Source organism: Deltaproteobacteria bacterium CG11_big_fil_rev_8_21_14_0_20_42_23 (assembly GCA_002796345.1).
Lineage (GTDB): Bacteria > UBA10199 > UBA10199 > 2-02-FULL-44-16 > 2-02-FULL-44-16 > 1-14-0-20-42-23.
Window position 1 is genome coordinate 37,386 of sequence record PCXC01000039.1, and the last position, 26,650, is coordinate 64,035.

Genomic DNA, 26,650 nt, shown 5'->3' on the forward strand with positions numbered 1-26,650 from the left:
AATCATGCAGACAGCTGAACCTTCAAAAAGTACGCAGATTATAGATCCTACGCCGCCGCGTCGTAAGCATCTCATTGATGTCTTGTATGCGCTTATGGATGATAAGGTGAGTTATGCCGAAATGACAGGCGTGAAAAAACGTGAGTTGATCAATTTGGCAGAAGTGGGATTTGTAAAGTTGAGTCATGGCCGTTTGGAAGAGGCTGAAAAGATTTTTAGAGGTTTAAGTGTGCTTGATCATCGTAATGCCTATTTTCATGCGATGCTGGGTTCTATTCATCAACGTTTGGAAAGGCCTGTGGAAGCAATTTTGGAATATTCTCAAGCCTTAGAATTAAATCCTCACGATATTTCAGCTCTTGTAAATCGTGGAGAAATTTATCTTCGCCACAAAAATTACCGCAAAGCAGCTGAAGATTTTAAGTCTGCTATTTTGCACGACATGTCAGGTGCAAACTTGTGGGCGAACCGCGCCCGCTCTCTTGTGATTGCTATCAAATGTTCGCTGGAAGCCGATAAAGAAAGTGTGCTAAAGCGAGCCAGAAAATCCCGTTCCGGAAAATGATTTTGAATTGAGAGAAAAATTTTCTTTCCTTTGCGTCGCTCTGATATTTCCGCTCAAGCGCCGCAGAAATATCATCCAACATTTCGACCTTCATCATTTTCTTTAAGGCTGTTCAAGAGATGAAGGTCTCAAAAGTGCGCTCTCACAAAGGAAAGAAAATTTTTCTGAAATGGAAAATCAGTATCGCTTCACTTCTGAAAACATTATTCTTTAGTTGGAATATCATATTTCTTCACCAAATTTCTCAAATGCTTTCGATCTATTTGGGCTTCGCGTGAAGCTTTTGAAAGATTGTAGTTATGCTGCTTTAACAGTTCCGTTAAATATTCGCGTTCGAAGTTTTCCACTACATGTTGTTTTGCATCTTTGAAGGGAATATCTGAGTCAATAGTCATCCGTTCGGTGCGTTCTTCACCATGTTCAAGTTCGGCAAAAATATACTCCAAATTTTTTCGCGTGAGTGTGTTTCCATCTGCGAAAGAAACCGCGCGTTCCACTACGTTGTGCAATTCTCGCACATTTCCCGGCCATTCGTAGCGTGAAAACATTTTTAAAGCTTCATCTTCCACTTTAGTTACGCGGAGAGTGCCATCTGTATTTTTGTTGAAGGGTCTTTCCTTTAAAAAATGCTCAACAATTAAGGGAATGTCTTCAGGTCTTTCGCGAAGAGAGGGAATGAGAATTTTAACAACGGAAAGACGATAGTAAAGATCTTCTCTAAAATTTCCAGCTTGAACTTCTTTGCGTAAATTTCTATTGGTGGCGCAAATGACGCGTACGTCTATCTTTACGGGCACATTACTTCCAACGCGTCTAATTTCTCTTTGCTCCAAAGCTCTCAAGAGTTTTGGCTGCAAATCTGAAGCGAGCTCACCAATCTCGTCCAAGAAAATAATTCCGCCACTTGCAGCTTCAAAAGCACCACGTCTGGATTTGTGAGCGCCAGTGAATGAACCTTTTTCGTGGCCGAAAAGTTCTGACTCAATCAAATTTGCAGCTACAGCTGAACAATCGAACACAATGAAGGGCGAAGATTTTTTTCCACTGTGTTCATGAATTGCTTTCGCAACAAGATCTTTACCCGTTCCTGTTTCTCCTTCGATAATAACAGTTGCTTGCGAAGGTGAAATTTTTTCCAGGATTGAAAAAATCTGGCGCATTTTTCTGCTGCGGCCAACAAGTTCTCCAAATGCTTCACGATCGGAAGGATCGATTTTAACTTTTTCATCGAAAGCCACAAATTCGAGTGTGGTGCCGCCAATTTTGATAAGGTCGCCAGGGCTCAAGTAGACTTCTTTTACACGCGAGCTATTGAGGTAGGTTCCATTTGTAGAGCCAAGATCACGAAGTAAAAAAGCATCATCAACATAATCAATCTCGAAGTGTTTACGGGAGACAGTTTTATCGGCAACAACCAAATCATTGTCTTCACGTTTTCCAATACTCATTTTATCTTTGGAAAGCGTGATTTTTTTTCCACGCGTTGCACCATCAGTAACAATGAGCTGACATTTTCTAAGAGAAATAACTTCAGGTCCGTCTTCAAGTTTGAGAAGTTCCGTTTTGCTTTCAAAATCTTTTGTAGCCATAAGCTGCTCCTTACATCTATTTTTCGAGGATGATATTAAATCTTGTTTCACCTGAGCTATCCATATCGAAAGTTCGTTTCCAAGTTTTGTACCCTTTGAGTTTTACTTCAATTGTATGAGGTTGGTCAGTTCGAACTTTTTTTACAATAACAGGAGTAGGTGGAGTGTTTTGCCCATCAATAACAACTGATGCACCTGGAGGTGTGGTGGAAATGCTCACCTCACCATAGAGATCACCCAACGTAATGTTACTTAAATTAATGGTTTCTCCAGACTTCAGCTTCATTTTTTTCACGAAACGCGCTCTTCCTTCTTTGGTGACAATAATGGAAACATTTCCAGGATCAACGCTTACGGTAAGAGGTGTAGTTCCTTTTGGGTCTCCGTTTATGAAGACATCGGCATTTGAAGGATTTGATTTGAGAACAATTTTTCCAGGTTTCCCACCTTGTCTTTGCGGTGTTTCATCTGCGGGAGCAGGAGTTGGCGTTTTCACTTCAGCTTTTTCTTCAGTGAGGCTTACATTCAAGCTCTCTTTTTCTTTTTGGAGTGATTTTTTTCGATAAGCGGCTTTATAGCCATCTTTTTCAAGACGAAGAGAATAGGTTTTTCCTTGGAGCAACTCAGGGATTGAAAGCGGTGTTTCACCTTTTTTCTTTCCTTCTAAAAAGACAGTTGCACCGGCCGGAGAAGAAGTGACTGCAAGCGTTGCAGGTTTTGCAGTTTCTGGTTTTGGTGCTTGCTTTTCTTCAGCTGCTTTCACTTGTTCGGTTGAAGCAAGTGAAGCTTCAAGTTGAAGCGTTTTTGTTCCAGCAACATCAATGCTTTGCGACCACGAAGTAAAACCCTTCATCTTTAATTCCACTTTGTGTTTGCCGAAGTCGATATTTCCAATGGTGGCAGGAGTTGTTCTTCCTGTTTCAGTATCATCGATATAAACCGAGGCGCCAGCTGGAGTGGAGCTAATGAAAACAGAACCTTGATTGCTTTGTAAACGTGAAAGGGTTTTTGAAATTTTTTGAGGTTTTGAATTTGTAAGATTTACCGTTTGTTCAAAATCCTCATAGTCAGGTTTTGAAAGTGTGATCTTCAAATCGGTATTGAGCGGCAAGTTTTCAACGGTAGCTGGAGTGGTCATGCCGGTGAGTCTTCCATCTATTGATATAGCTGCTTCTGATGGATCGGTGATAATGTTCATTGATCCCGTTGCTGCTTCCATTCTGTATCTTAATTCTTTTGTCGTTCTGTCTTTAAGCGTGAATTTGTCTTCAAGTGGATTGTGCTTATCCAGTTCGAGGCGAACTGTATGCTCTTCATCAAGTGTAATTTCACTTAAAGTTGCGGGTGTTGTTTGATAAGTTTTTTCGCCATCGATGAGGATGGAAGCGCCGCTTGGAGTTGAACGAACTTCGATACTTCCTTGAAGTATTGAGCTAACAGGGCTTTCACTTTTTTTCCAAAACTGAAGTTTGGGAAAAAAGGCAAATGAAGCTGCAAGGCTTATCAATACTAAAAGTGCCAAGACAGGTTTAAGATAATTGCGCGAAGTTTTTTGCTTTCCTCCGGATCTGCTGGTGGTTTCTTCGCCAGATGCGCTGCCTTGTGTGATTTCTGCGTCCAAGGCCCTAGCTTTTTGTGGAGTAGGGGTGCGATGCACCAGTTCAACTTGCTTTGCACTTTCGCGAATGCTCATTGAAGAAGTTTGTTGCTCAAGAGCGGATTCTTTTGCAGATTTTTCACCTTCGACTGAGATTTCATCTTTAAAAGTGTTGCGAATAAATTCTGCCAATTTTCGAGGAGAAAAATCGGAATTGCTTGAATAAAGATATTTTGTCAGTGCAATTTGAAAATCTCCTGCATTTTCATATCGCTCTTCAACAGTATAAGCTAAAGCCTTTGCGAGGATGGCTCTTATTTCGGTTGGAATTTTTTTGTCTAAATTTGAAGCGTCAATTTTAATCGTTCTGATTTTTTTCAAGACTTCAAATTGAGATTCACCCGTAAAAAGTTTTTCACCAGTGAGCATCTCATACAAAAGAATTCCCGTTGAAAAAATATCGGTTCTGCTATCAACCGTTTTCCCCATTGCTTGTTCAGGTGACATGTAAGCAATTTTGCCTTTGAGAATTCCTGCCATGGTATGCGAAATATTCATGGCCGCTTTTGCGATACCAAAATCCACAATTTTTACTTCGCCTTCAAAAGAAATGAGCACGTTTTGTGGGCTTACGTCTCTATGAACAATGTGAAGTGGAGTATTGTTGTTATCAGTTTTTCTGTGTGCGTAATCGAGGCCTTTACAAATTTCACTACAGATATAAACGGCAATTTCTAGAGGGATTTTATCGCCTTTTTCTTTACAATGGTACACTACGTCGCGAAGATTTACGCCATGAATAAATTCCATAGCGATAAAATAGTCATCGCCAACTTTTCCCAAGTCGAATACTTGCACAATGTTGGCGTGCGAAAGCAAAACAGAAAGTTTTGCCTCATCGATAAGCATATGAATAAAATCTTTATCGGCCGCACAATGAGGAAGGATACGCTTTATCGCCAACTGCTTTTCAAAACCATCCACGCCAAATGTTTTGGCTTTATAAATTTCTGCCATGCCGCCGACAGCTAATTTATCGAGCAGATAATATTTTCCAAACTGTTTTGATTCAAAACTCATATGTTTAAAAATCCCTTAAGTAAGCTGCAAGAAGAGGAAAAACAAAAACAGAAGAAGAAAAATGACTCCTGCAATGTTCATCCAATTTATTTTTCCATTGCTATAAAAAATATGTTGAATGCTTTCATGTTCTTCATTTTTTTGACTTTCAACTTTTTGCAGCTTTTTTTCCGAAAGAGGAAAAGAACCTGAGTGTCCAGAAAGTTGTGGCAATCCAATTTCAATTTCTTCTCCAGTTTTCCAGTATTTGTCAGGAACTTTTTGCCCAACTTGAAAATGTTGAAGTTTTACAAAATGTTCAAGTTTTGAAAGCAGGATGTGGGCTTCATCTGTTATCTGCCCATTCTTCCAACGCAACGTGCAAATAAGAGTTGCGATGCCTTGACGTTGAACCACATGTTTAAAGATGCAATCTAAAATGCGATCGGTTTTTATTTTACTGGGCTTGATGGTGATGGATCGCTGATGAAACTTTTCCCACTCTTTTGCTTGGCCTGCATTCGATGACTCTTCATCGCCTTCTTGATCGGGCTGTTGTTGATTTCTCCTTTGCTCGTCACCTGCAGCAGAGGATTCGTTTATACGATATGTTGGCCGCAAATCTGGCCGGTCAATTTTGTCGACCATACTCTCTCCGTAAGAGGATTTCCTAAGAGGGGTTATGTTTCTTTCTTTTTTCCCTCAGGTTTTTTTTCCACCTTGTCGGCTGCAGGTGCTTTCGATTCTTTTTTTGCAGAACTTGTATATCCATCTTTATACCAACCGCTTCCCTTAAGCGAAAAGCTGGTGAGGGAAACTATTCTTTGTATGGACGTGCCATCACATTCTGCACAATCTGGTTTTTTGGTGAGTGGGCTTTCACTTATTTTTTGAAAGCACTCAAAGTTTTCATTACATTTTTTGCAGTGATACTCATAAAACGGCATGGGACATTTTCCTTCTTTTCTATTTTTAGGGTACTGAACACTCCAAGCGAAGTGTGGACTTAAGTCACCATTTTAAGCTATCTGCTGAGAATGTAAAGAGAATCTACCAAAAAAAATAAGCTTAAAAAACAAGGGGATACAGGACATTTTTTCGAATCTTTTAGCTTTTTTCCAGTTCGTGCTGAATGAAGTCTATGATTTCACTGGCTTTTAAGCCGTATAATGCAATTTTTTTGGATCTACTTTTTTCGCCCTGAACCAGTTCCAAGGCTGATTGCTTTACTCTCAAGCTCTTTGAGAGGAAGCGTATCAAGGCCTTGTTGGCTTTTCCATCATGCGCAGGAGCTTTGAGGCTAATGTGGGGAAGACTTTCTCTCATTCCCATCACACATTCTTTTTTTGCGTTTGGTGAAACGTAAACATGCAAGACAAGTTCACCTTTCACCATTTTGAGATAGGCGGGAAGTGCAGTATTCATCTACATTAACCGTATGGCGTAAGAAGTGAGAAGGCGAATGAAAAAGTTTTCGAAGAGAACGAGGAGAAGCAAGGCAATAAGAGGTGAAATATCGATGGGAAGGTAGAGGAGTTTGCGCGGAAGGTGTCTTCGGATGAAGGCATACACTGGAGTAGTGAGCGCGTGGAGAATGCGCACGATAGGATTGCTGGGGTCGGGGCTTACCCAACTGAGCAACGAAGAGATAATAATCACATAAGTGTAGAGGTCGATGACGATGCTCAAAACTTTTGCAATGGAGAGAAGAAGATAGGCAAGTGCGCTCATGGTTTTCCTTTATCGGAGTTTGTGAAAACGTAAGAGATAAATTTTCGAGGTTTTTACTCGGTGACGTTAAAAAGATCTAGGTTTTTTTAACGTTCTCCAAAAATGGCGCTGCCAAGGCGAATCATGCTGGCTCCCTCTTCGAGAGCTATTTGGTAGTCATGACTCATACCCATAGAAAGTTCTGTCATTTCAGTTTTTGGTTTTAGCTTTAGGTTCAGTTCATCCAACAATTTTCTAAGCCTTACAAAGTAAGGGCGTGAGTCTTCAGGTTTCTCGGAAAAAGGAGGAATGCACATGAGGCCTCTCACCTCTAAGGTAGTGTGAGAAAAGATTTGCGCGGCCACGTTTAAAAGATTCTTTTCGGCTATCCCAGATTTTTTTTCTTCATCTCCAATGTTTACTTGAAGTAACACTTTAAGGTTCCTTGAAGCTTTTTGTTCAAGAACTTGTGCAAGTTCAAAAGAATCAAGCGTGTGAATCCATTCTGCGTGTGGGGCAATATACTTCACTTTATTTTTTTGGAGATGACCTATGAAATGCCAAACGATTTTTTGTGAGGCGAGTTCAGTTTGTTTGTCTCGAAATTCTTGCGCATAATTTTCGCCAAAATCAATTTGTCCCGCTTTGAGTGCTGCTTGGATGTGAGCAATGCTTTTCTTTTTGGAAACTGCAATCAGACGAACTGAAGAGGGGTCTCGTCCACAGTTGTGACAAACAATAGAAAGAGCTTCTTTTGTCCTCAGAATTTTGTTGGCAATCTCGTCCATAGTGCGTGTGAGCTAGCAAACCTGGAAGGTGCTGTCGAGAACTACGATATTTGTGTTGTTTTTCCCGGGCTCATTTCCTATATCATAGCTGCTTTTACGGGGGGATAGGTGCGTACACGAGTTTTTTTAGCTATTTCTTTTTTGCTTTTTTCTTCATCCTGCATTTTTGGGCCAAGTCGTTCTAATGGTATAAAGTACGCGCGCCACGGAAAAATTTATATTTCTCACAATTCGTTTTATACTGTTGGCACCTTGGATGATACTTGGAAACCATTCGAAACAAGGGAGAGAGTTGTTGCCTATTACAATAAACATTTAGACACTACTCTTTATACGGATGCTTTTTGTTCAACATCTTTCGACGACCTAAATCACCAACAGCTCATCACCCAAAAAATTGAAGGGCTCGAAGATATAGTTGTGATTTCTGAAAGAACTTTTTCTCTCGATAATCGCTTAGCTGCATCAAGAACGGTGAATGCCCGTATAGATGGCGTTGCCGTCACAATTGAAAATGTAGTAGTGAAAAAAAATGTATGCCTTTTTGATTTTGTGCTCATTTCAACCCCTGCATCATTCAAAGAAGCACAGTCTTCTTTTCAGTCATTTTATGAAGGGTTTCATTTTTAAGAGGTTCATGCATGTTGAGGGAAGGAGAGACAATTGCAACATCTTAAAAATGAAGAAAGTTCATCTTTTTCTTCTCCTCTCCGTCGCTTCTTAATTTCACTTGGACTTCAAGTCCTTTCTTTTCTTCGCTTTGTAGGTGAGTTGAGTTTTTTTTCTTGGAAAGGATTTACGCAAAGTTTTCGCAGACCTTTTCCCTTTCGCGAAACACTTGCGCAATGTTTTGTTATCGGAAACAAATCACTTTCTATTGTAAGCTTGATCGCCATTTTTACCGGAATGGTGATTGCGCTTCAATTGGCAGTTGGGCTTGGACGATTTGGCCTGAAGATGTACATCGGCCAAATAGTTGGCTTGGCTATTTTTAGAGAATTGAGCCCGGTGCTTACCTGCCTCATGCTTGCAGCAAGAGTGGGAAGTGGTATCGCCGCAGAGCTTGGTTCCATGGTAGTTACAGAGCAGGTGCTGGCTTTAGAAGCAATGGGAGCAAGCCCTGTGCAAAAGCTTGTGGTGCCACGTGTTATTTCGTGTCTTGTGGCAGCTCCTTTTTTAACCGTTATTTCCAATTTGATTGGTATTTTTGGCGCGGGGCTTATCACTTGTTCTGAAGCAGGTGTGACCGCACACTTTTTTATCGATCAAATTAAGCACACGGTTTTACTTCAGGATTTTTTCAGTGGAATTTTTAAAGCACTTTTTTTTGGATACGTCATCGCCATCACAGCTTGTTATCATGGTCTTAAAACCCAGGGAGGAACAGAAGGAGTTGGGCTTTCCACCACAAAAGCAGTAGTGCATGCATCGATTATTATTTTTATATCAGATTTTTTTCTGACGAAACTTTTTCTCTTTTTCTAATATGGATATTATCGAATTCAAACAGGTGTTTAAATCTTTTGGCCAAAAAGACGTGCTAAAGGACACAAGCCTTTCTGTAAAAGAAGGAGAAACCATTACTATTCTGGGAGGAAGCGGAACAGGAAAGTCGGTGTTTCTCAAATTGTTACTTGGAGTGATGAAGCCTGATGAGGGTGAAATCTTTTATCGAGGTGAAAATATTGTTGAGATGAATGAACAACGACTCACTGAAATGCGAAAGAAAATTGGAATGCTTTTTCAAGGAGCAGCTTTATTGGATTCATTAAGTGTAAGAGAAAATGTTGCTTATCCGCTTCGTCAACATTTTAAACTTAAAGATGATGAGTTGGAACAGCGCGTTCAGGAAAAGCTTTCCCTGGTTGGACTTCCCGACAGCTTGGATTTGTATCCTTCGGAATTATCGGGAGGAATGAAAAAACGAGTTGGCCTAGCGCGTGCCATAGCAACTGACCCTGAAATAATTTTGTATGATGAACCTACAACAGGTCTTGATCCAGCGAATACAAAAAGAATCAATCATCTTATTAAAGAATTGCAGAAAAAACTTTCGGTTACTTCCATAGCCGTAACGCATGATATAGAAAGCGCGTTTTTTATTAGCGATCGATTTGCTTTATTGAAAAATCATTCATTTCGTTTTGTAGGAACCAAAGAAGAGGCGAAGCATTCAACAGATGAAGTAGTTCAAGGTTTTTTAAATGGTGAACTCGAAGAGTAAAGCTAAGGATATTTTATGAAAAAAGAAAAAATGACAGAAGTACGAGTAGGAATTTTTGTTGTTCTGGGTCTTTCTCTCTTGATGCTGAGCATTTTTATGCTGGGGGAAGATGCCGGACTTTTTCAAAAAGAATATGCTTTGAACGCACAATTTATATCAGCAAGTGGATTGAGACCAGGTGCTGCCGTTCAACTTGCAGGAGTGCGAATTGGAACTGTTGACGAGATTATGCTGCCAAAAACACTTGAAGATAAAAAGGTAAACATCAAACTTCGAGTAGAAGAAAAATATCAAGACTATCTTCGCGTGGATAGCAAGGCTTCTATTCGTACACAGGGTTTGCTTGGTGATAAGTATATTTTTATTTCAGTGGGAAGTACTGATGCTGCAAAGCTTTCCGCTGATGATTACATGAACACCGAAACAATTGGCGACATGGCATCCGTCTTTGAAAAGTCGAATGTGCTTATCAATAATTTGAATGAACTTTCAGCATCTGTTCGAGATCTTCTAAGAAAAGATGGAGATAAAGAAGGTGATTTAAGGATGATTGTTTCATCGTTGAGAAAAACGTTGGAAGAAATTGAAAAAGGTGATGGAGCAATTCACAGCCTTATTTTTGATAAAGAAGGCGGAGCCGTTGCTGGTGATTTGGGAAAAACATTAGAATCGCTTAAGCATGTGGCCAGTGATTTAGAATCTGGAGAAGGAACATTGGGCAGGTTGATCTCAGACCCCGCACTGTACAACGATTTTCGTACGCTCATGGGAAGAGCAAATAGAAATAAACTTCTTCGATCTGTCATTCGAAAAACACTCGAAGAAAACGAGAGGCAAGTGTTGAAATAGCAAAAAAATCATGCTATTATCAAAACATAGCGGCAGTTTTGAAAGCTGTTTCTACCCTCACCAAAGGAGGAATTATGTCATACGATGTCGGAACTCGGCACGCCCTTGTGGATTACATAGCTGGACTCCATGACGAACTTAGCAACTACAAAGACTTACACTGGGAAGGAAATTTTTCAGATTATCTGGAAATTGTGGAGAAGAATCCGAAGGTTGCAAGAACGGCGTTCCAACGACTCTATGACATGATTATTCGAGAAGGCAGTGAAGAATACAGCGAATATAAAAAACGCATCGTTCATTATAACTTCTTTGAAGATCCAGTCGAAAACGGAAAAGATGCCATTTATGGTTTAGACCTTCCGCTGATGAAATTGGTGAATGTCTTCCAAGCGGCGGCAAGAAGATATGGCCCAGAAAAACGTATCATCCTTTTGCATGGCCCTGTAGGTGGCGCAAAATCTACCATTGCGCGCCTTTTGAAAAAAGGTCTCGAGCGTTACAGTAAACTCGAAGAAGGTGCACTCTACAGCTTCACCTGGATTCGTGGTGGTGTTGAAGGCATCGAACACATTTTTGGAACAGCAGAATCTATTCCGTGCCCTATGAATGGTGAGCCGCTTTTGCTTATCCCCGAAGACATTCGAAAAAAAGTTCTGCTTAAAATAAACGACAAACTTCCTCGCGAAGAGCATGTGATCGTAGAGGGCGATTTGTGTCCAGCTTCACGTTTTATTTACAACGAGTTATTAAAGCACCACAAAGGAAAATGGGATGATGTGGTGAACAACCATGTTAAGGTAAGAAGATTAGTGCTTTCAGAAAAAGATCGAATTGGAATTGGAACGTTTCAGCCAAAAGATGAAAAAAACCAAGATGCCACTGAGTTAACAGGCGACATCAACTATAGAAAAATTGCTGAGTACGGTTCAGATTCAGATCCACGTGCCTTTAATTTTGATGGTGAGTTCAACATTTCCAATAGAGGAATGATTGAATTTATCGAGGTGCTCAAATTAGATGTGGCATTCTTGTACGATTTGCTAGGCGCGTCGCAAGAGCACAAAGTGAAACCAAAGAAATTTGCGCAAACTGATATTGATGAAGTAATTATCGGTCATACGAACGAAGCTGAGTATCGCAGATTGCTCAACAATGAATACATGGAAGCGCTTCGAGATCGTACCATCAAAATTGATATTCCCTACATCACAAAACTTCATGCCGAAATAAAAATTTATGAAAAAGACTACAGCGCCGAACGTCTTCCAGGAAAACACATTGCACCTCATACGATTGAGATGGCAGCAATGTGGGCAATTCTCACACGTTTGGAAGAGCCAAAAAAAGCCAATTTAACCTTGTTGCAAAAACTGCAACTCTATAACGGGCGCTCTATTCCGGGCTATACCGAAGACAATGTAAAAGAGTTGAGAAAAGAAGCAATGCGAGAAGCCCTTGAAGGAATTTCTCCGCGTTATATTCAAGATAAAATTTCAAATGCGTTGGTTCAAGATGTTTCTGGTCATGGCATCAATCCCTTTATGGTGCTGAATGAACTTGAAAGTGGATTGAAAAATCATTCCTTGCTCAAAGATGAACAAAAGAAACGATACCGTGAATTGCTTTCGGCGGTGAAAGAAGAATACGAAGACATCGTAAAAAATGAAGTGCAAAGAGCGATATCGGCTGATGAAGAGGGTATTTCTCGTTTGTGCGCCAACTACATCGACAATGTGAAAGCCTATACGCAAAAAGAAAAATTGAAAAATGCGTTTACCGGTCAAGATGAAGACCCTGATGAAAGGCTGATGAGATCTATCGAAGAGAAGATCGATATTCCAGACAGCAGAAAAGACGACTTCAGACGAGAAATCATGAACTACATTGGTGCACTTTCTCTCGATGGAAAAGTGTTTGATTATCGCACCAACGATAGGCTGCGAAAAGCGCTAGAGCTTAAATTGTTTGAAGATCAAAAAGACAGTATCAAGCTTACAAGTCTTGTTTCAAATGTTGCCGATAAAGAAACGCAAAAAAAAATTGATGTCGTGAAAAGTCGATTAATTAAATACTATGGCTATAATGAAACGAGTGCTACCGATGTCCTCAATTATGTGGCATCCATCTTTGCGCGCGGTGATATTAAAGAGAAGAAAAATCCAGCTCGTGTGTAAAGCGTTGTGATTTGGATTTCAAACTATGGCTCAAAAAATTGATCAAGACTTGCAGCGATTTCGCCAAATTGTTCGGGGCAAAATAAAGAAACAGCTCCGAAGATTTATTTCTACAGGTGAACTCATCGGGAAAAAGGGGAATGAGCTTGTCAGCATTCCTATCCCTCGCATTACCATTCCTCACTTTGAATTTTCAGACAAACAGCAAAATGGCGTGGGACAAGGAGATGGTGGCGATGGTGAACCTGTTGGCCCTGGTGATGGTGGCGGAAAAGCGGGCAATACCGAAGGCAAACACTCGGTTGAAGTGGAAGTGGATTTCGAGCAACTTGCCGAGCTCTTAGGCGAAGAGCTTGAGTTGCCACGCATTGAACCGAAAGGTGAAGATCAACTTGAATCAGGCGGACTTCGCTATTCAAGTTTGGCATCCGCTGGTCCCGAAAGTCTTCGGCATAGCAAACGAACTTTCCGCAAAGCCCTCAAGCGACAAATTGCAAGCTCCACCTATGATCCCCTGCGTCCCATCATTATTCCTGTGCGTGAAGACAGGGTGTATCGTTCGGCCAAAGTAAAACCAAAACAAAAAAGCAAAGCCCTTATTGTCTATATATTGGATGTGTCTGGTTCAATGGGAAATGAACAAAAAGAAATTGTTCGCCTCACTTCATTTTGGATCGATACTTGGCTTCGCTCGCAATATCCAGGAGTTGATGTTCGCTATATTATTCACGATGCAGTTGCAAAAGATGTAGATCGTGAAACTTTTTTTCATACTCGGGAAAGTGGTGGTACCATTATCTCCTCTGCCTACAAGCTTTTGCTAAGGCTTATTGATGAAGAATATGATCCGAATGAATGGAATATTTATCCCTTTCAGTTTTCGGACGGAGATAATTGGTCGGGCAATGATACTGAAGAGTGCCTTAAAATTTTAAACGAACGCATTCTTCCTATTTCAAATATGTTTTGCTACGGCCAAGTTGAAAGTGAATACGGAAGCGGCCAATTTCTTCAAGATCTTTTAGGACGTTTTAAAGAGGATGAGCGTGTGGTGACAGCAAAAATTCCAGGAAGAGAATCTATTTCATCTGCCATTAAAACTTTTTTGGGCAAAGGAAAATAAGCATGACTCATGCTGTTTATAAAAAATATGACACAAGCCTTTCGCCAGAACTGCTTGCCATAAAAAAGAAAGTGAAGCTTTGTGCAGAAGAGTTTGGGCTCGATTTTTTTGAAGTTATTTTCGAAGTTCTTGACTGGCGGCAAATCAATGAAGTAGCTGCATTTGGTGGTTTTCCAAATCGTTATCCACACTGGAGATTTGGAATGGAGTATGAGCAACTCAGCAAAAGTTATGCTTACGGACTTTCAAAAATTTATGAAATGGTCATTAACAATAATCCTTGTTATGCTTACTTGCTTCATTCAAATCAACTTGTGGATCAAAAATTAGTGATGGCGCATGTATATGGCCACTGTGATTTTTTCAAAAATAATATTTATTTTGCGCACACCAATCGAAAAATGATGGATGAAATGGCCAATCACCGTACAAAAGTGATTCGCCATATCGAACGTTATGGCAGAGAGACGGTTGAGGATTTTATTGATGCATGTCTTTCTATCGACACTCTTATAGATTACAATGCGCCAGCTATTCGCAGAAAATCAATTGAGCATCATCAAGATGCTTCTGGAATTATTCATCGTCTGCATACCGATAAGCCTTATTTAGACAAATTTATCAATCCCCCGGAATTCCTGGAATATCAACGTCAGCAGCTTGAAGACCAGTTGGAACGTGAACAAAAACTTCCGCTCGAACCTGAAAAAGACATCATGCTCTTTTTGCTTGAGCATGCTCCTTTAGAAAGATGGCAACACGATGTCTTGTCCATCATTCGTGAAGAAGCTTATTATTTTGCTCCACAAATGCAGACAAAAATTATTAATGAGGGCTGGGCGTGTTATGTGCACACGAGATTAATGACTGAAAAACTTTTAACTGATGATGAAGTAATAGATTATGCCGATCACCATTCTGGAACAGTGGCAATGCAAAAGGGTGGACCCATCAATCCTTACAAAATTGGCTTAGAGCTTTTTCGAGACATTGAGGATCGCTGGAACAAAGGAAAATTTGGAAAAGAGTACGAAGACTGTACCAATATGGTAGAACGAGAAAAATGGGATAAAAAACTTGGACTTGGAAGAGAGAAAATTTTCGAGGTAAGAAAAATTTACAATGACATTAACTTTTTAGAAACATTTCTTACTCCTGAATTTTGTGCGCAGCATAAACTTTTTGTGTACGCACTTAATCCCACTGCAGACCAATACGAAATTGTGACGCGCGAGTTTAAAAAGGTGAAGCAACAGATTCTCTTTCAGATGACCAATTTTGGAAGGCCCATTATTCATGTGGTGGATGCAAGATACCAAGGCAGAGACGAGCTTTTGCTCAAGCATTCTCACGAGGGAATGGATTTGCGCGATGATTATCGCAAAGAAGTCATGCAAAATCTTTTCCGTTTCTGGCGGCGACCAGTTCACCTTGAAACTATCGCAGAGGGCACAGCAAAAATTTTAAGCTTCGATGGACACAACCACAGCGAAAAAAGACTTTAGATCAGTTGTCTTTACTCTTATATCCCACCAAAAAAACGCTTCCCATAATAAGTGAACTGCAGATGCCCAAGCCATAGGCGCCAATCCAAAAAGTGATGATAATGTTGAAGAGAGCGATTGAAAAATAAAAGAGTGTGCAGAGTTTTGATGTTTGAAACGATAAACGCTCTTTCAACAGCTTCCAAAGCAATTCATTCACTGCAATCACAATGGCAGCAACTAAAAACCAACCAGCAAAATTGCTGAGAGGCACATCAAAATACCAGCCAGGGTTTGGATAATAGTAAATTTCTCCCAAAAACCATTTGCTTCCCAAGTGAGCTATTGGATCAATTACTACATCAAGCAGTGTCGTGAAAAGCGCTCCAGTTGTGATTCTGAGAAGAGTTGCTTGTCTTGGCGAGGCGGTGAAAGTATGTGCTAAAACATTTGAATGCTGAAGACGAAGCGACATGCAGTATCCAGCAAAAATTAAAAAAGGATAAGAAAGGGAATCAAAAAACGGCACGCCAGCAACAAGCAGTTCGCCTGGCATGTTTTGGTAATGATAGAAATACCAACCGTACGGGAAACCATAGTTGATAGAGAGATATTCAGAAAACCAGGCAATGACATAGCCGCTGAAAAGCCACAGCAAGCTGCGTTTCAAGTTCCACAAACGAATGGAAAGAAAAAGATATCCCGCCAAAAATGCAAAGACATAAGGTCGATTCATTATTGTTGTTATGAGAGCATCGATCATAAAACTTATTTCATCCTTTGCTGATATGAGTGAAGAGCGTCTTTAAGCGTTGTTTCAACATCATGAGTTGGAATCCCAAAATGAGTTTGGAGTTTACTGCTATCAAAGCGCCATGGTTTTGCAACCGCTTTCAAAAAAGATAATCGTGCAAGCGGAGTTCGTTGCAAAATGTTTGCAATGTGCTCACCACAAAAAACAAGTACAAAAAGAAGTGTGTAAGGCAAATGGATGAAGAATTTTTTTTCACCCGAAACAATATTCATTTTTTCTAGAAGATGACGAAGTGAAATGTTTTCACCTCCTGCGATATAAAGCGCTTCAGAACTGGATTTGAAGAGAGCTGCTACGGAATAGGCTGCAAGGTCTCGTACATCGATGAGGTTTATGATGGTGTTGTAATAAAAAACACATTTGTGCTTTAGAAAAGCACGAAGAATACTTTGGGTTGCAGAGTGTATGTTGTCGCCGGGGCCAAAAACTGCGCTCGGCCGAAAAATGGTAGTGGGAATATAAGGCGAAAGTTCTTCAAGAATCAGTTGTTCTGCCAGGTATTTGCTCCGCTCGTAACTCCCTTCGGCTGACGCTAGTGAACAGAAGCTGCTTTCATCACGTTTTTCTCCATTTTTACTCGCGCCCATCACCATGGCACTTGAGAAATATAAAAAGCGTTCAATTTTTTCTTCGCGAGCAATGCGAATGAGATTTCGGGTGCCTTCCACATTCACATCAAAATATATTTCAGCAGAAGGTGACCAAAGAGCGGTGTGAGCTGCAGCATGAATGATAAAGCTGGCTTTTTTGCAAGCACGTTTTAAGTCGAGAGGATTTCTAATGTCTCCGTAAATGCAGGTGAGAAGCGGATGAGAAGGGAATGTTTCGTTTTGGTGCAGCAGAGCGATGACAGGAATTTTTTTTTCAAGGAGAAGCTTGCAAATATGAGAGCCAATGAAACCGCCAGCGCCTGTTACAAAAACAGTCTTAGGCATAGCCTTTAATCTCGAGAAGAGCTTTTACAATGCGAGGTTCCCACTGACCAGATTCAATTTCTTTCGCGAAGATGGAAAGGGCTTTTTCTTCACTCATGCCAGATCGGTAAGGGCGGTCTTCGGTCATGGCATCGAACGTATCGGCAACAGCTGTAATGCGAGCTGCAAGTGGAATATCTTCCCCGCAGAGATTGTCGGGGTAGCCTTTGCCGTCAATGCGTTCGTGGTGAGAACGGATAATTGGCAAACAAGGCTCCAAGCTTTTAAGAGGGGCACAAATATCGTGGCCTCTAATAGGGTGTGTTTTGATGTTGTCCATTTCGTCATCACTGAGTCTGCCAGGTTTGAGCAGCACGGCTTCCTTTACACCAATTTTTCCAATATCGTGAAGCAGTCCGCCCTTACGAATGTATTCAATTTCCTTGTCGGGAAGACGGAGAAAATAGGCAAGCTGTACCGAAAGCTCTGATACCCGTTTCGAGTGGCCGCTGGTATAGACATCTTTTGCCTCCAAGGCTTCGGCAAGAGAAAAAAGTATGCTTTCGCTTGAATCTACATTGTCATGCAGCATTTTCATGTGCAGCAACGATTTGATGCGCGTCACAAATTCTAATGGACTGACGGGATGCGAAGAAAAATCATTGGCCCCAAGTTCAATGGCCTTAATTTTATCTTCGATATCTTGAATGTGGTTGGTGATGAGAACGGGAATAAAGTGAGTGTTTGGATTTTGCTTCACTTCGCGCAAAACAGAAAAACCAGATAAATAAGGAAGAACGAGATTGAGCAAAATGAGATCTGGCGTGGTTTTTCGGATGGTGTTTAAAGCGCTGTCGCCGTCACGCACAAGATCTAAATGGAATGAAAAAGGTTTTAACTGTTCAAGAAAAAAAGAAATACGCTCTTCTTGTGTATCAATAATCAAGATGCGTGGAGTTCGTCTTGTTTTGATGATCATGGGGCACATGCCTAGCAAATGCGTTTGTGGAGTGCAAGGGATAGCTGTGTGATTTCCCATTTTTCTCTCAACTCTGCTTGCTTGAATTGGAAAAGTGCGATAGTTCCATTCCACTCGGTGTTCGAAAATACTTTTTTCCTTCTTCACCATGAGAAAACTCACATAAAGGAGCAAAATATGTTTCGTCTTTTGCGATTAATTCTTCTTATTGTTGTTATTGCGGTTGCTGTGTTTGCAGTGACTGGTTACAAAATTAATGGAAAAACCATTCAGGATTATTATCATAGCTTGAGTGAAAATAAAGAAGTGAAAGAAGGCATGAAAGACCTGCGAGTGTTGGTTGGTGAGGCGATGAAGGCAGTTGGCGAAGAAATGTCAGACACCATTAGCGATGAAGATAGAGAAAAAATGGAAGACTTAGTGAAAAAAGAATTAGAAGAAGGAAAGAAAGTGAAAAAGTAATTGTATGTCTTCATCCCGTCAGTTTTTGAAAGAAATCTACTCACATCTTTTTGAAGTTTTTGGTGCACAAAAATGGTGGCCAGCGGAAACTCCCTTCGAAGTGATGGTTGGCGCCATCCTTACCCAAAATACAAATTGGAAAAATGTAGAAAAGGCTTTGCAGAACTTGAAGCAAAGTGCTGCTTTGCAACCTAACGCTATGTATCAACTTTCCACGTCTGAACTTGAGCTGCTCATCCAGCCATCTGGCTTCTTTCGTCAAAAAGCAAAACGCTTGAAAACTTTTCTGAAGTATTTTTTGGAAGAATACGAAGGTGATGTTGCGCTTATGAAAGAAAAATCAACATCAGCACTCAGAGAAGAGTTGTTAGCTCTAAAAGGCATTGGCCCTGAAACTGCCGATTCCATTTTGTTGTATGCTTTGGAAAAACCAATTTTCGTGATTGATGCCTACACAAAAAGAATTTTATTTCGTCATTATTTAGCACTCGAAGAAGATGATTATGAAAGTTTGCAAGACCGCTTCCACTCGTCGTTTGCTGACGATCATGTTTACTTCAACGAATACCATGCTCTGCTTGTGCAAGTAGGAAAAAACTACTGTCGTCCAAAAAATCCAAAGTGCAGCGAATGCCCGTTAAATGCATTCAATTGGAACGGTGGAACGTATCAACGTCTCTCATCCTCTATGGAGTAACCAGCGAGAGCACATATGCATCTAAATGAATTAATTTTTTTGCTACCCGCAACACATCTTCAGTTGTTACTTTCAAAACGCGTTCGGGATATTTTTTCATTTCTTCAATGCCTAAACCGTACAACTCGTTGAAGGCCATGTTGGAAGCAATGGAGCCGAAGCGTTGAAGATCGAGTTCGTAAACTCCAGCGATATATTGTTTCGCGCGATCAAGTTCATCGGCTTTCACTTTTTTAGTGGAGATGAGTTCGAGTTCATTTTTCATGCTGCTGATAGCGGTGTCTGTTTTCGCCGGATCAGTTCCAATATAAACAGCGAAATAACCAGGATCGATTCCAGCTTGTAAAACTGAGGTAACGGTGTAGGCCAAACTTTGTTTGTCGCGGAGTTGTAAGAACAATCTTCCGCCCTGGCCAGAAAGAATATTGTTCAGCACTTGAGCTGCATAGTAATCTTTGTCATAAAAGCTAATGCCCTTAAATCCAAGTACAATATGGGCTTGCTGTTTGTCAGCTTTGTGTACTTTTTTCTCAATAATGTGTTTTGGTGCAGCGTCTGATTTTAAAGAAAGTTTTTTTGAAGCCTTCTTTTTGAAGCCAGAAAAGCGTTCTTCGCACATGTGAATGGTGGTATCTACGTTCACGTCACCCACAATCGAAATCAGCATTTCTGGAGTATGAAAAGAATCCGTCCATGCTTTTTTTAAGTCTTTGGCCTGAAGTTTTTTTACCGAAGCAGCTTTTCCTGTAACAGGAAGACCGTATGGATGCTTGGGATAGAGGGCTTCAAGAAAATACTGAAAGGCCATTTTGCTTAAGTTGTCTTCTTGGTGTCGTATTTGCTCAAGCTGCAAATACTTTTCTTTTTTCACTTCATTTGTATCAAAGTTTGCATCCAAAATAATTTCAGAAAAAAGATCGAAGCCAACTTGCAAGTGTTCGCTCATGCATTCGGCTCGCATACCTACACTGTTTTTTCCGCTGAAAGCCCCAACAGATCCAGCGATGCGGTCGATGTCGTGTGCAATTTTATTGCTGTCTCTTTGTGTTGTTCCTTTTGCAGCCACTCGTGAAAGCAAAAGACTAATGCCATTGTTGCGCACATTTTCTGCACGAAGCCCACCAAGGTTTGCCGCCACCATCGAGACAAGCGGAAGATGATGTGTTGGTTGAATGATGAGCTTAAGACCATTGGAAAGTTTCGTCACTACAGGTCCAGATTTTTTCTTTTGTATACTTTGTTTCTTTTGCTTCAACAAAATGCCTTCAAGTGATTTGTGTTTTTTCTTCCAAGCTGATGTTTCGGGAAGGACAAGTACCACCGAGCTTTGCTTGAGGTGGAGATATTTTTTGGCAACATCCTGAAGCATTTGTGCGTCAACTTTGTACAGAGCTTGTTGGTATTTTTCTTCGAAGTCCAAATTGCCAGCGGTTGAAAGAAGATATGCATGCTTGCCCGCAAGTCCGCCAACGGTTTCACGTTCGTAGAGTTCGGAAGAAATAATGTTGAGCCGGGCTCTGGCAATTTCATCTGTGGAAACAAGATCTGTTTGCAGAAAATGGAGTTCATCTCTAATGGCTGCAAAAAGTTTTTCCATTTTCTTTTCTTCGGCAAGTCCGCTGATAGCAAATATGCCCGGGCTTCTTGGAGTGTAGGCATAACTTGAAATGCGAAGTGCAAGTTGTTGTTCTTCCTTCACCTTCAACTCTAAACGAGAAGCTTCGCCGCCGCCAAGAATGTGGCTGAGAATATCAATGGCAGGAATATCTTCATGCGCAATGGAAGGAATGTGCCAGCCCAAAGAAAAATAATTTCCCTGAATGTTCATGGTGTTTGCAATTGAACGAATTGAGCTTTGACTTGGTTCTTCAATGTCGTCGGAAAGTGGCTTCTGCGCTGGTGTTCCCGAGAATGATGAAAAAGCTTTCGTGATATCAACTAACATTTTTTTGCTGTCAAAATCTCCCACCACCACAAAAATCATATTGTGTGGTGTGTACCAACGTTTGTAAAAACGAAACAGATCGTCTTGGCTAAAGTTTTTTACGGTTTCAGGAAATCCTATAATAGGGCGACCGTAAGTATGTTTTTTAAAAACTGTTTTAAACAAAAGATTGCTTGCCACATGGCCGGGATTGTCGCGCTCACGCTTGATTTCCTCAAGCACCACTTCTTTTTCACGCTCCAGTTCTTCGGCGTCGAAAAGAGGATGTTGCATGGCATCGGACAAAATTTCTAAACCTTTGTGCGCAAACCGAGAAGCCATGCTCATGTAATAGACGGTTTGATCAAACGAAGTGTATGCATTCATGTCGCCGCCAGCGGCTTCAATATCTCTGGCGATGGTGCCTGTTGGGCGGGTTGGCGTGCCTTTGAACATCATGTGCTCGATCAAATGTGCAATGCCAGCTTCGGCGTCAGTTTCAAAAGCGCTGCCCACTTTGGCAACTGCTTGAAATGAAATAACTGGGCACGCGCGGAGTTCTTCAAGAATGACAAGCATTCCATTGCTGAGGGTGAAAGACTGTAGTGACATGGTTTTCTCCAGGGCAGACGATTAAGAATTTCCGGGAAGCTAGTGGAGATGCATCGCAAGTGCAATCATTTTTGAGAGTGGCTTTCCTCGTTTTTACAGGGCGAAAAACAAAGTATTGCTCACTTTACTTTCCACTTTTTTATCGGTATCTCACCCTGCCTGGGAGAAGAAGAGTAATGAATAAAAAGTATGAAAAATTGTCGCAAGAAAAGCTTGAAGCCTTAATTCATCATCATAATGATCTCTACTTTCAAGAGCATGCGCCTGAAATTTCTGATTATGAGTTCGATCAGCTGGTAGAAACACTTCGAAAGCGTTTTCCTCAATCCAAAGTTTTTGAAACCTTGCCCAGTGATGTGAAAGTGGCGTCAAAAAAAGTGGAACACACAAGTCCAATGCTTTCACTTGATAAATGCTATGACGAGGAAACACTCGCCAAATGGGCTTCTAAGTGTGAGGGAAAAATTATTGCGATGCCAAAAATTGATGGCTGCGCCGTTTCGATTCACTATGATGAAAAGGGAAAATTGCATTTAGCAGCCACTCGTGGAAACGGTGTTTTTGGTGAAGATATTACTGAAAATGCCTTGCACATCCATGATGTTCCCAAAAAGATTTCACTCCACAACATTGAAGTGCGTGGCGAAATTTTTATGCCGCTTTCGGTGTTTAAACGCTATCAAGATCAGTTTGCAAATCCTCGTAACTTGGCGGCTGGAGCTATTAAGCTGAAGGATGCAAAGAAAACGGAAGCTTATAATTTGTCTTTTTTTGCCTATGATCTTTTGGGTGCAAACGTAAAAACTGAACATGAAAAAAGAGAGTTGCTGAAGCAACATAAATTTCCGCAAGTGGAAACGCGTTTGTGCGATCGCGAACATCTTCGCGAACCTTTCGATTATTTTGTGGAAAAACGAAACAAATCTGATTTCGAAACTGATGGTGTAGTCTACCGCGCCGATTTACTTTCAGAGCAAGAGCGTTTGGGTTCCACCGCGCATCATCCACGTTTTGCCATTGCGTATAAGTTTCAGGGTGAAACCGGAATCACCGAACTGGAAGGCATCGAGTGGAGTGTTGCGAGAACAGGCACTATTACGCCGGTGGCTTTGGTGAAGCCCGTGTTGCTTTCGGGAGTAACGGTGCGCCGAGCTTCGTTGCACAATGTTGGCCTCATGGAAAAACTTGGGCTGAAAGAACGGTCAACGCTTGTCATGATGAGACGCGGTGATGTGATTCCGCATGTAGAATCGGTGGTGAAGGCTAGTGGAAAGGCAATTGCCGTTCCTGAAAAATGTCCAGCGTGCGATGCACCCACAAAACGCGAAGAGGATTTTTTGTATTGCACCAACTCGGAAAACTGCGTGCGGCAAAAGGTTGCGGAGCTTGAGCATTTTGTAAAAGCGGCAGAGATTGACGGCTTTGGTGGAAAACTTTTAGAAAAACTGTACGAAGAAGGTTTGGTGACGGAGGCTTCAGATTTTTATCAGCTCACTTTAGACCAATTGCTTGAGCTTGATCGCATGGGCGAAACGCTTGCCACAAAGTTGTTGCGCAACATCGAAGAGAAAAAAACATTGCCAGAAGCAACGGTGATATTAGCGCTTGGCCTTAAAGAAGTGGGAAAACGCATGGCAAAAACTTTGGCAAGTTTGGGAAGCCTTGAAGACTTGCGGCAAATGAATGAAGAAGAGCTTGCCCAAGTGGAAGGCATTGGTCCGGTGATTGCGCATAACGTTGTTTCAGGATTGAAGGAAAAAAAACATTCGCTTGCTCGTTTGCTGAAGTACGTGAGCGTAGAAAAAACCAAGAAAAAGCAAAGCGGAAAAGTGGCCGGAAAAAGTTTTTTGTTCACCGGAAAAATGTTGGAAATGAGCAGAAAAGAAGCTGAAGACTTGGTGCAAGCCGAAGGCGGCGAGGTACTTTCGGGCGTAAGTTCAGCGCTTCAGTTTTTGGTGGTGGGCGACGGCGGTGGAGCTGGCTCAAAACTAGACAAAGCCAAAGCCTTGCAAGCCAAGGGAGCAGAGCTAAACATCCTGGATGAAAAGCAGTTTTTGAAGCTGGTAAAATAGCCATATAAGCTGGTTTTTCCCACTTTTAGCCCCATTCAGCAAAAGCCTTGAAAAATAGTTTCTAAACCATTGAAATTCCTAAGCTTTTTTCTTCATTTTCAAGCAACTTTGGCTAAGGTACGGCCGATAAGTTATGTGTAAGGAGAAGTGTATCTATGTTGAGTGCTGGAAGAACAAGAGCTGCTGAAGTTGCAAGCCGAGCTGCCGCCCTCGAAGCGAGGAAAAAGCAGCTTAATGCCGAAGCCGAGCAGAATAAGTTTAGCCTTGCTGGTGAAGCCGATAAGGTAAGGGATGTCATTGCCCAAACCGAGCAGCAGGTTGCCGCGCAAGAAGCCCAGGCTCAACAACTTGAGCAACAGAAAGCCCTTAATGATGGCCAGTTTGAAGCCGTTGATAAGCAAAAAGCCGAAAATGAAAGCCGTCTTGCTTCTGGCCAGGAAAGTGTAAACTCGGAACGCGCACAACTAGAAGGGCAAATCAAAGAAAACGAAGTGATGCGCGAGAGACGGCAAAGTCTCGCCGAACGCATTGCTCATGATAAACCTCTCGTTGAAAATCGTGTGAGCGCTTATTGGAAGCTTGTTTTACTCGATGCGCAAAATACTGCAGATAGTCATTGGGAAACAGTGTGGGCAAAAGCACTTGCAGCTTTTACACGTTTTGCAGTTGCCTATATCGACGCCAACCATCAGGTAACTCAAATCCAACCAAGTAACCCAACACAGTTTGCAAATGGTTTAAATCCACAACAAGACAGTGATCAACTTCGAGCGCTCAAACGTCAGCATGAAGATCTTGGACATGATGAAGAGGCAAGAATAGCGCGAAATGAAGCTGCAGAAAAATCACTTGAAAGCCGAGAAGTACAACTTGATCAGCAAGCAAAAGAATTTGCGATTATGATTGATAAGCAAACGCATTCTATCCTTCAACGCGCAGAAGAACTTGGCTTGCAAATGCAACAAGCCCTTGCAGCCGCTGACAGAGCGCGCGATTCTATTAAACTCCATGAAGACCGTATTGCGCAACTTGAAAGCCGAAGTGGCGAATTGGATGCGTTGAAACAACAGCAAATTGATGCACTTCCAAAAGCTTAAACGTAAAGTAAACGAGAATCCCTGGATCCCCTAAATTCACAAAAGAAGAAACAAAAACTTCAAAATAACCACAAACCACAAACTAAAAACTGAATCTAATTCACCTTAAACTCACTGCTTTCTATTTGGTAGGATTTCAACTTTGAAATAAGGGTTGTTCTGGCCATCCCCAGTTCTTCGGCGATACGGGATTGATTGCCGTGGTATTTTCTGCACAGTTCGAGAATGCGTTCTTTTTCCTGTTCACGAAGGGGGCGAAGTTTTCCTTCTGCAGCAGGTGCGAGGAGAATATCACTTGCGTCCAAAACATTGTGTTCACAAAAAAGGGCAGAGCGCTCCAGGGTGTGTTTGAGTTCGCGCACATTTCCTGGCCAGCTGTGTTTTGTGAGCACTGCAAGAGCAGCGCTGGAAAGTGTTTTTGGCTGTTCTGGAGAAAGCACACGCAGAAAGTGTTCGGCAAGAAGAGCAACATCTTCTTTGCGTGCGCGAAGTGGTGGCAAGTGCAAAGGCAGAATGTACAAGCGATAGTATAAGTCAGTGCGAAATTTTCCGCGTTCTACCAAGTGCTTCAAGTCTTGATGTGTTGCCGTGATGATGCGCACATCAACGGGAATATCTTCTTTGCCGCCAATTCTTCTGGTGACGCGTTCTTCCAGCACGCGCAGCAAGCGTGTTTGCAGTTCAAGTGGCATTTCGGCAATTTCGTCTAAAAATAAAGTACCACCATTGGCTTGCTCAAAAACACCAGCGCGGCGTTCACTTGCGCCGGTGAAAGCTCCGCGTTCGTGGCCAAATAAAATAGATTCGATCAAGTTTTCGGGAATGGCGCCGCAGTTGAGCGCAAGAAAAACCTTGTCGCTTCGTTTGCTTTCTTCGTGGATGGTTTTTGCCAACACTTCTTTTCCGGTTCCGGTTTCACCTTCAATGCAAACGCTGGCCTCACTGGGCGCCACTTTTCTGATGAGCTTGTACAGCAGCTTCATGCTTTGGCTTTCGCCCAAAAGTCTGCCGAAACTTTTGAGTGCGATGGGATGATGCATTTTTTCGTCTCGGGGTTTTAAGCTGATGCTGCTTTTTCCCAATTCGATCTGTGTTTTGCTGGTGATGACTGACTTGCGAATACTGATGCCATTGATTTTGGTGCCATTGGTGCTTTCCAAATCTTTTACTTCGAGTGAGTTTTGCTTCACCACAATGCTGCAGTGTTTGCGTGAAAGGTAAGGATCATTAAGGCAGACATCACAGTTTTTATCTTGGCCAATGATGTACGTTTTTTCAGAGAGAAAAAGGTGGCTTGTATTTCCTTCGGCATCTTTTGCTTCCAAAATCCAACGACAGGAAGATGAGCTGGGTTGTGAGTTTGTATCTGCACCCAGCAAAGTGGGTGTGGCTAAATAGACCGTTTTTTCTTGCTCGCGTTGCACATCATTTTGAACACAAATATTCCATGAAGCAATGGAAGGTGAAGTTTCTGCTTCAAGCGGCGCGCTGGAAACTTTTTGGCCTTTGTAAAAAATGCCATTTCGAGATTGCAGGTCGATAAGAACGAGCTGTCCCTCGATTTCATCTACTTTGCAGTGCTTTCGTGAGATTTCCTCATCCAGTAAAACGATGTCGCAGTCGGTGCCGCGGCCCACGGTGAGAGGAAGTTTGCTGATGCCATATTCCAACAAGGGCATTTGGCTACGTTCGAAACGAAGTGTTTTCATGCCTTTCTTGTAGAAGAATCTGCTTGAACTTCAAATGCTAAGTGTTCTTTTTTTCAGGAAGTTCTCGTTTTGAAACACCATTTTTGAACAGGTGTTTTGTTTTCTGGATGGCACTCTGTTCCAAAAAGGAAAAAGTGTAAAAAAAACGTGCAAGATCATATTGAATTGGGTAGTGCGATGGCCCGTACGATATTTTTACTTAAGA

At 41.6% G+C, this 26,650-nt stretch carries 23 protein-coding genes and 1 pseudogene; 12 read left to right on the forward strand and 12 right to left on the reverse strand.

Going from position 1 to position 26,650, the window contains the following annotated elements; all coding sequences use genetic code 11:
• The first annotated feature begins 4 nt into the window (after positions 1–4).
• Positions 5–565 carry a hypothetical protein gene (locus tag COV43_05440; protein PIR25492.1) on the forward strand — a complete coding sequence of 187 codons (561 nt, stop codon included), beginning with the start codon at positions 5–7 and terminating at the stop codon, positions 563–565.
• A gap of 203 nt (positions 566–768) precedes the next feature.
• Here the strand turns inward: COV43_05440 and COV43_05445 are convergent, their stop codons facing one another.
• From COV43_05445 to COV43_05475, 7 genes and pseudogenes are all read right to left on the reverse strand, one after another.
• On the reverse strand, positions 769–2,154 hold the full coding sequence (locus COV43_05445) for a Fis family transcriptional regulator (GenBank protein PIR25493.1): 1,386 nt from the start codon (positions 2,152–2,154) through the stop codon (positions 769–771).
• A 16-nt stretch (positions 2,155–2,170) separates the two neighbouring features.
• Positions 2,171–4,831: a hypothetical protein gene (locus COV43_05450; protein PIR25494.1), complete on the reverse strand. Its 2,661-nt coding sequence runs from the start codon at positions 4,829–4,831 to the stop codon at positions 2,171–2,173.
• A 15-nt stretch (positions 4,832–4,846) separates the two neighbouring features.
• On the reverse strand, positions 4,847–5,458 hold the full coding sequence (locus COV43_05455) for a hypothetical protein (GenBank protein ID PIR25495.1): 612 nt from the start codon (positions 5,456–5,458) through the stop codon (positions 4,847–4,849).
• Between the two features lie 54 nt (positions 5,459–5,512).
• Positions 5,513–5,757: pseudogene (locus COV43_05460) on the reverse strand (transcriptional regulator).
• Positions 5,758–5,917: 160 nt separating this feature from the next.
• Entirely contained in the window at positions 5,918–6,235 is a 318-nt protein-coding gene (locus COV43_05465; GenBank protein ID PIR25496.1) for a YggU family protein, read from the reverse strand.
• On the reverse strand, positions 6,236–6,541 hold the full coding sequence (locus tag COV43_05470; GenBank protein ID PIR25497.1) for a hypothetical protein: 306 nt from the start codon (positions 6,539–6,541) through the stop codon (positions 6,236–6,238).
• A gap of 86 nt (positions 6,542–6,627) precedes the next feature.
• Positions 6,628–7,308, reverse strand: a complete 681-nt coding sequence (locus COV43_05475) for a YggS family pyridoxal phosphate-dependent enzyme (protein ID PIR25498.1) — start codon at positions 7,306–7,308, stop codon at positions 6,628–6,630.
• 108 nt (positions 7,309–7,416) lie between these two features.
• On the opposite strand from COV43_05475, the gene COV43_05480 reads away from it, so the two are divergent.
• The 7 genes from COV43_05480 to COV43_05510 all read left to right on the forward strand — a co-directional run bounded on the left by COV43_05480 (position 7,417) and on the right by COV43_05510 (position 15,186).
• The gene (locus COV43_05480; GenBank protein PIR25499.1) at positions 7,417–7,938 is read left to right on the forward strand and encodes a hypothetical protein; all 522 of its coding nucleotides are present in this window, start codon (positions 7,417–7,419) and stop codon (positions 7,936–7,938) included.
• A gap of 33 nt (positions 7,939–7,971) precedes the next feature.
• The gene (locus COV43_05485; GenBank protein ID PIR25500.1) at positions 7,972–8,793 is read left to right on the forward strand and encodes a transporter; all 822 of its coding nucleotides are present in this window, start codon (positions 7,972–7,974) and stop codon (positions 8,791–8,793) included.
• Between the two features lies 1 nt (position 8,794).
• The gene (locus COV43_05490; GenBank protein PIR25501.1) at positions 8,795–9,532 is read left to right on the forward strand and encodes an ABC transporter ATP-binding protein; all 738 of its coding nucleotides are present in this window, start codon (positions 8,795–8,797) and stop codon (positions 9,530–9,532) included.
• Positions 9,533–9,547: 15 nt separating this feature from the next.
• Positions 9,548–10,381, forward strand: coding sequence for a hypothetical protein (locus COV43_05495; GenBank protein PIR25502.1), 834 nt, complete (start codon positions 9,548–9,550; stop codon positions 10,379–10,381).
• 74 nt (positions 10,382–10,455) lie between these two features.
• Positions 10,456–12,558, forward strand: coding sequence for a serine protein kinase (locus COV43_05500; protein ID PIR25503.1), 2,103 nt, complete (start codon positions 10,456–10,458; stop codon positions 12,556–12,558).
• Between the two features lie 25 nt (positions 12,559–12,583).
• Complete coding sequence (locus tag COV43_05505; GenBank protein PIR25504.1) at positions 12,584–13,681, forward strand: hypothetical protein; 1,098 nt, start codon at positions 12,584–12,586, stop codon at positions 13,679–13,681.
• Positions 13,682–13,683: 2 nt separating this feature from the next.
• Positions 13,684–15,186, forward strand: a complete 1,503-nt coding sequence (locus COV43_05510) for a SpoVR family protein (GenBank protein PIR25505.1) — start codon at positions 13,684–13,686, stop codon at positions 15,184–15,186.
• A 1-nt stretch (position 15,187) separates the two neighbouring features.
• On the opposite strand, the gene COV43_05515 is transcribed toward COV43_05510, so the two are convergent.
• Genes COV43_05515 through COV43_05525 form a run of 3 tightly spaced genes read right to left on the reverse strand, consistent with a single transcriptional unit; the run spans position 15,188 to position 18,046 of the window.
• On the reverse strand, positions 15,188–15,928 hold the full coding sequence (locus COV43_05515; protein PIR25506.1) for a hypothetical protein: 741 nt from the start codon (positions 15,926–15,928) through the stop codon (positions 15,188–15,190).
• A gap of 5 nt (positions 15,929–15,933) precedes the next feature.
• Complete coding sequence (locus tag COV43_05520; protein PIR25507.1) at positions 15,934–16,914, reverse strand: hypothetical protein; 981 nt, start codon at positions 16,912–16,914, stop codon at positions 15,934–15,936.
• Positions 16,907–18,046 (reverse strand): two-component system response regulator, encoded by a 1,140-nt coding sequence (locus tag COV43_05525; GenBank protein PIR25508.1) that lies wholly within the window; start codon positions 18,044–18,046, stop codon positions 16,907–16,909. Before COV43_05525 ends, COV43_05520 begins: the two co-directional genes overlap by 8 nt.
• A gap of 3 nt (positions 18,047–18,049) precedes the next feature.
• On the opposite strand from COV43_05525, the gene COV43_05530 reads away from it, so the two are divergent.
• Together COV43_05530 and COV43_05535 are read left to right on the forward strand one after the other, a co-directional pair.
• Positions 18,050–18,334, forward strand: a complete 285-nt coding sequence (locus tag COV43_05530) for a hypothetical protein (protein ID PIR25509.1) — start codon at positions 18,050–18,052, stop codon at positions 18,332–18,334.
• Between the two features lie 4 nt (positions 18,335–18,338).
• Complete coding sequence (locus COV43_05535) at positions 18,339–19,031, forward strand: endonuclease (GenBank protein ID PIR25510.1); 693 nt, start codon at positions 18,339–18,341, stop codon at positions 19,029–19,031.
• Here COV43_05535 and COV43_05540 read toward each other — a convergent pair.
• Entirely contained in the window at positions 19,021–21,567 is a 2,547-nt protein-coding gene (locus COV43_05540) for a hypothetical protein (protein ID PIR25511.1), read from the reverse strand. The genes COV43_05535 and COV43_05540 overlap by 11 nt on opposite strands.
• A gap of 176 nt (positions 21,568–21,743) precedes the next feature.
• On the opposite strand from COV43_05540, the gene COV43_05545 reads away from it, so the two are divergent.
• Positions 21,744–23,639: a hypothetical protein gene (locus COV43_05545; GenBank protein ID PIR25512.1), complete on the forward strand. Its 1,896-nt coding sequence runs from the start codon at positions 21,744–21,746 to the stop codon at positions 23,637–23,639.
• Positions 23,640–23,794: 155 nt separating this feature from the next.
• Positions 23,795–24,736, forward strand: coding sequence for a hypothetical protein (locus COV43_05550; GenBank protein ID PIR25513.1), 942 nt, complete (start codon positions 23,795–23,797; stop codon positions 24,734–24,736).
• 95 nt (positions 24,737–24,831) lie between these two features.
• On the opposite strand, the gene COV43_05555 is transcribed toward COV43_05550, so the two are convergent.
• Positions 24,832–26,445: a hypothetical protein gene (locus tag COV43_05555; protein ID PIR25514.1), complete on the reverse strand. Its 1,614-nt coding sequence runs from the start codon at positions 26,443–26,445 to the stop codon at positions 24,832–24,834.
• Positions 26,446–26,650: the final 205 nt, after the last annotated feature.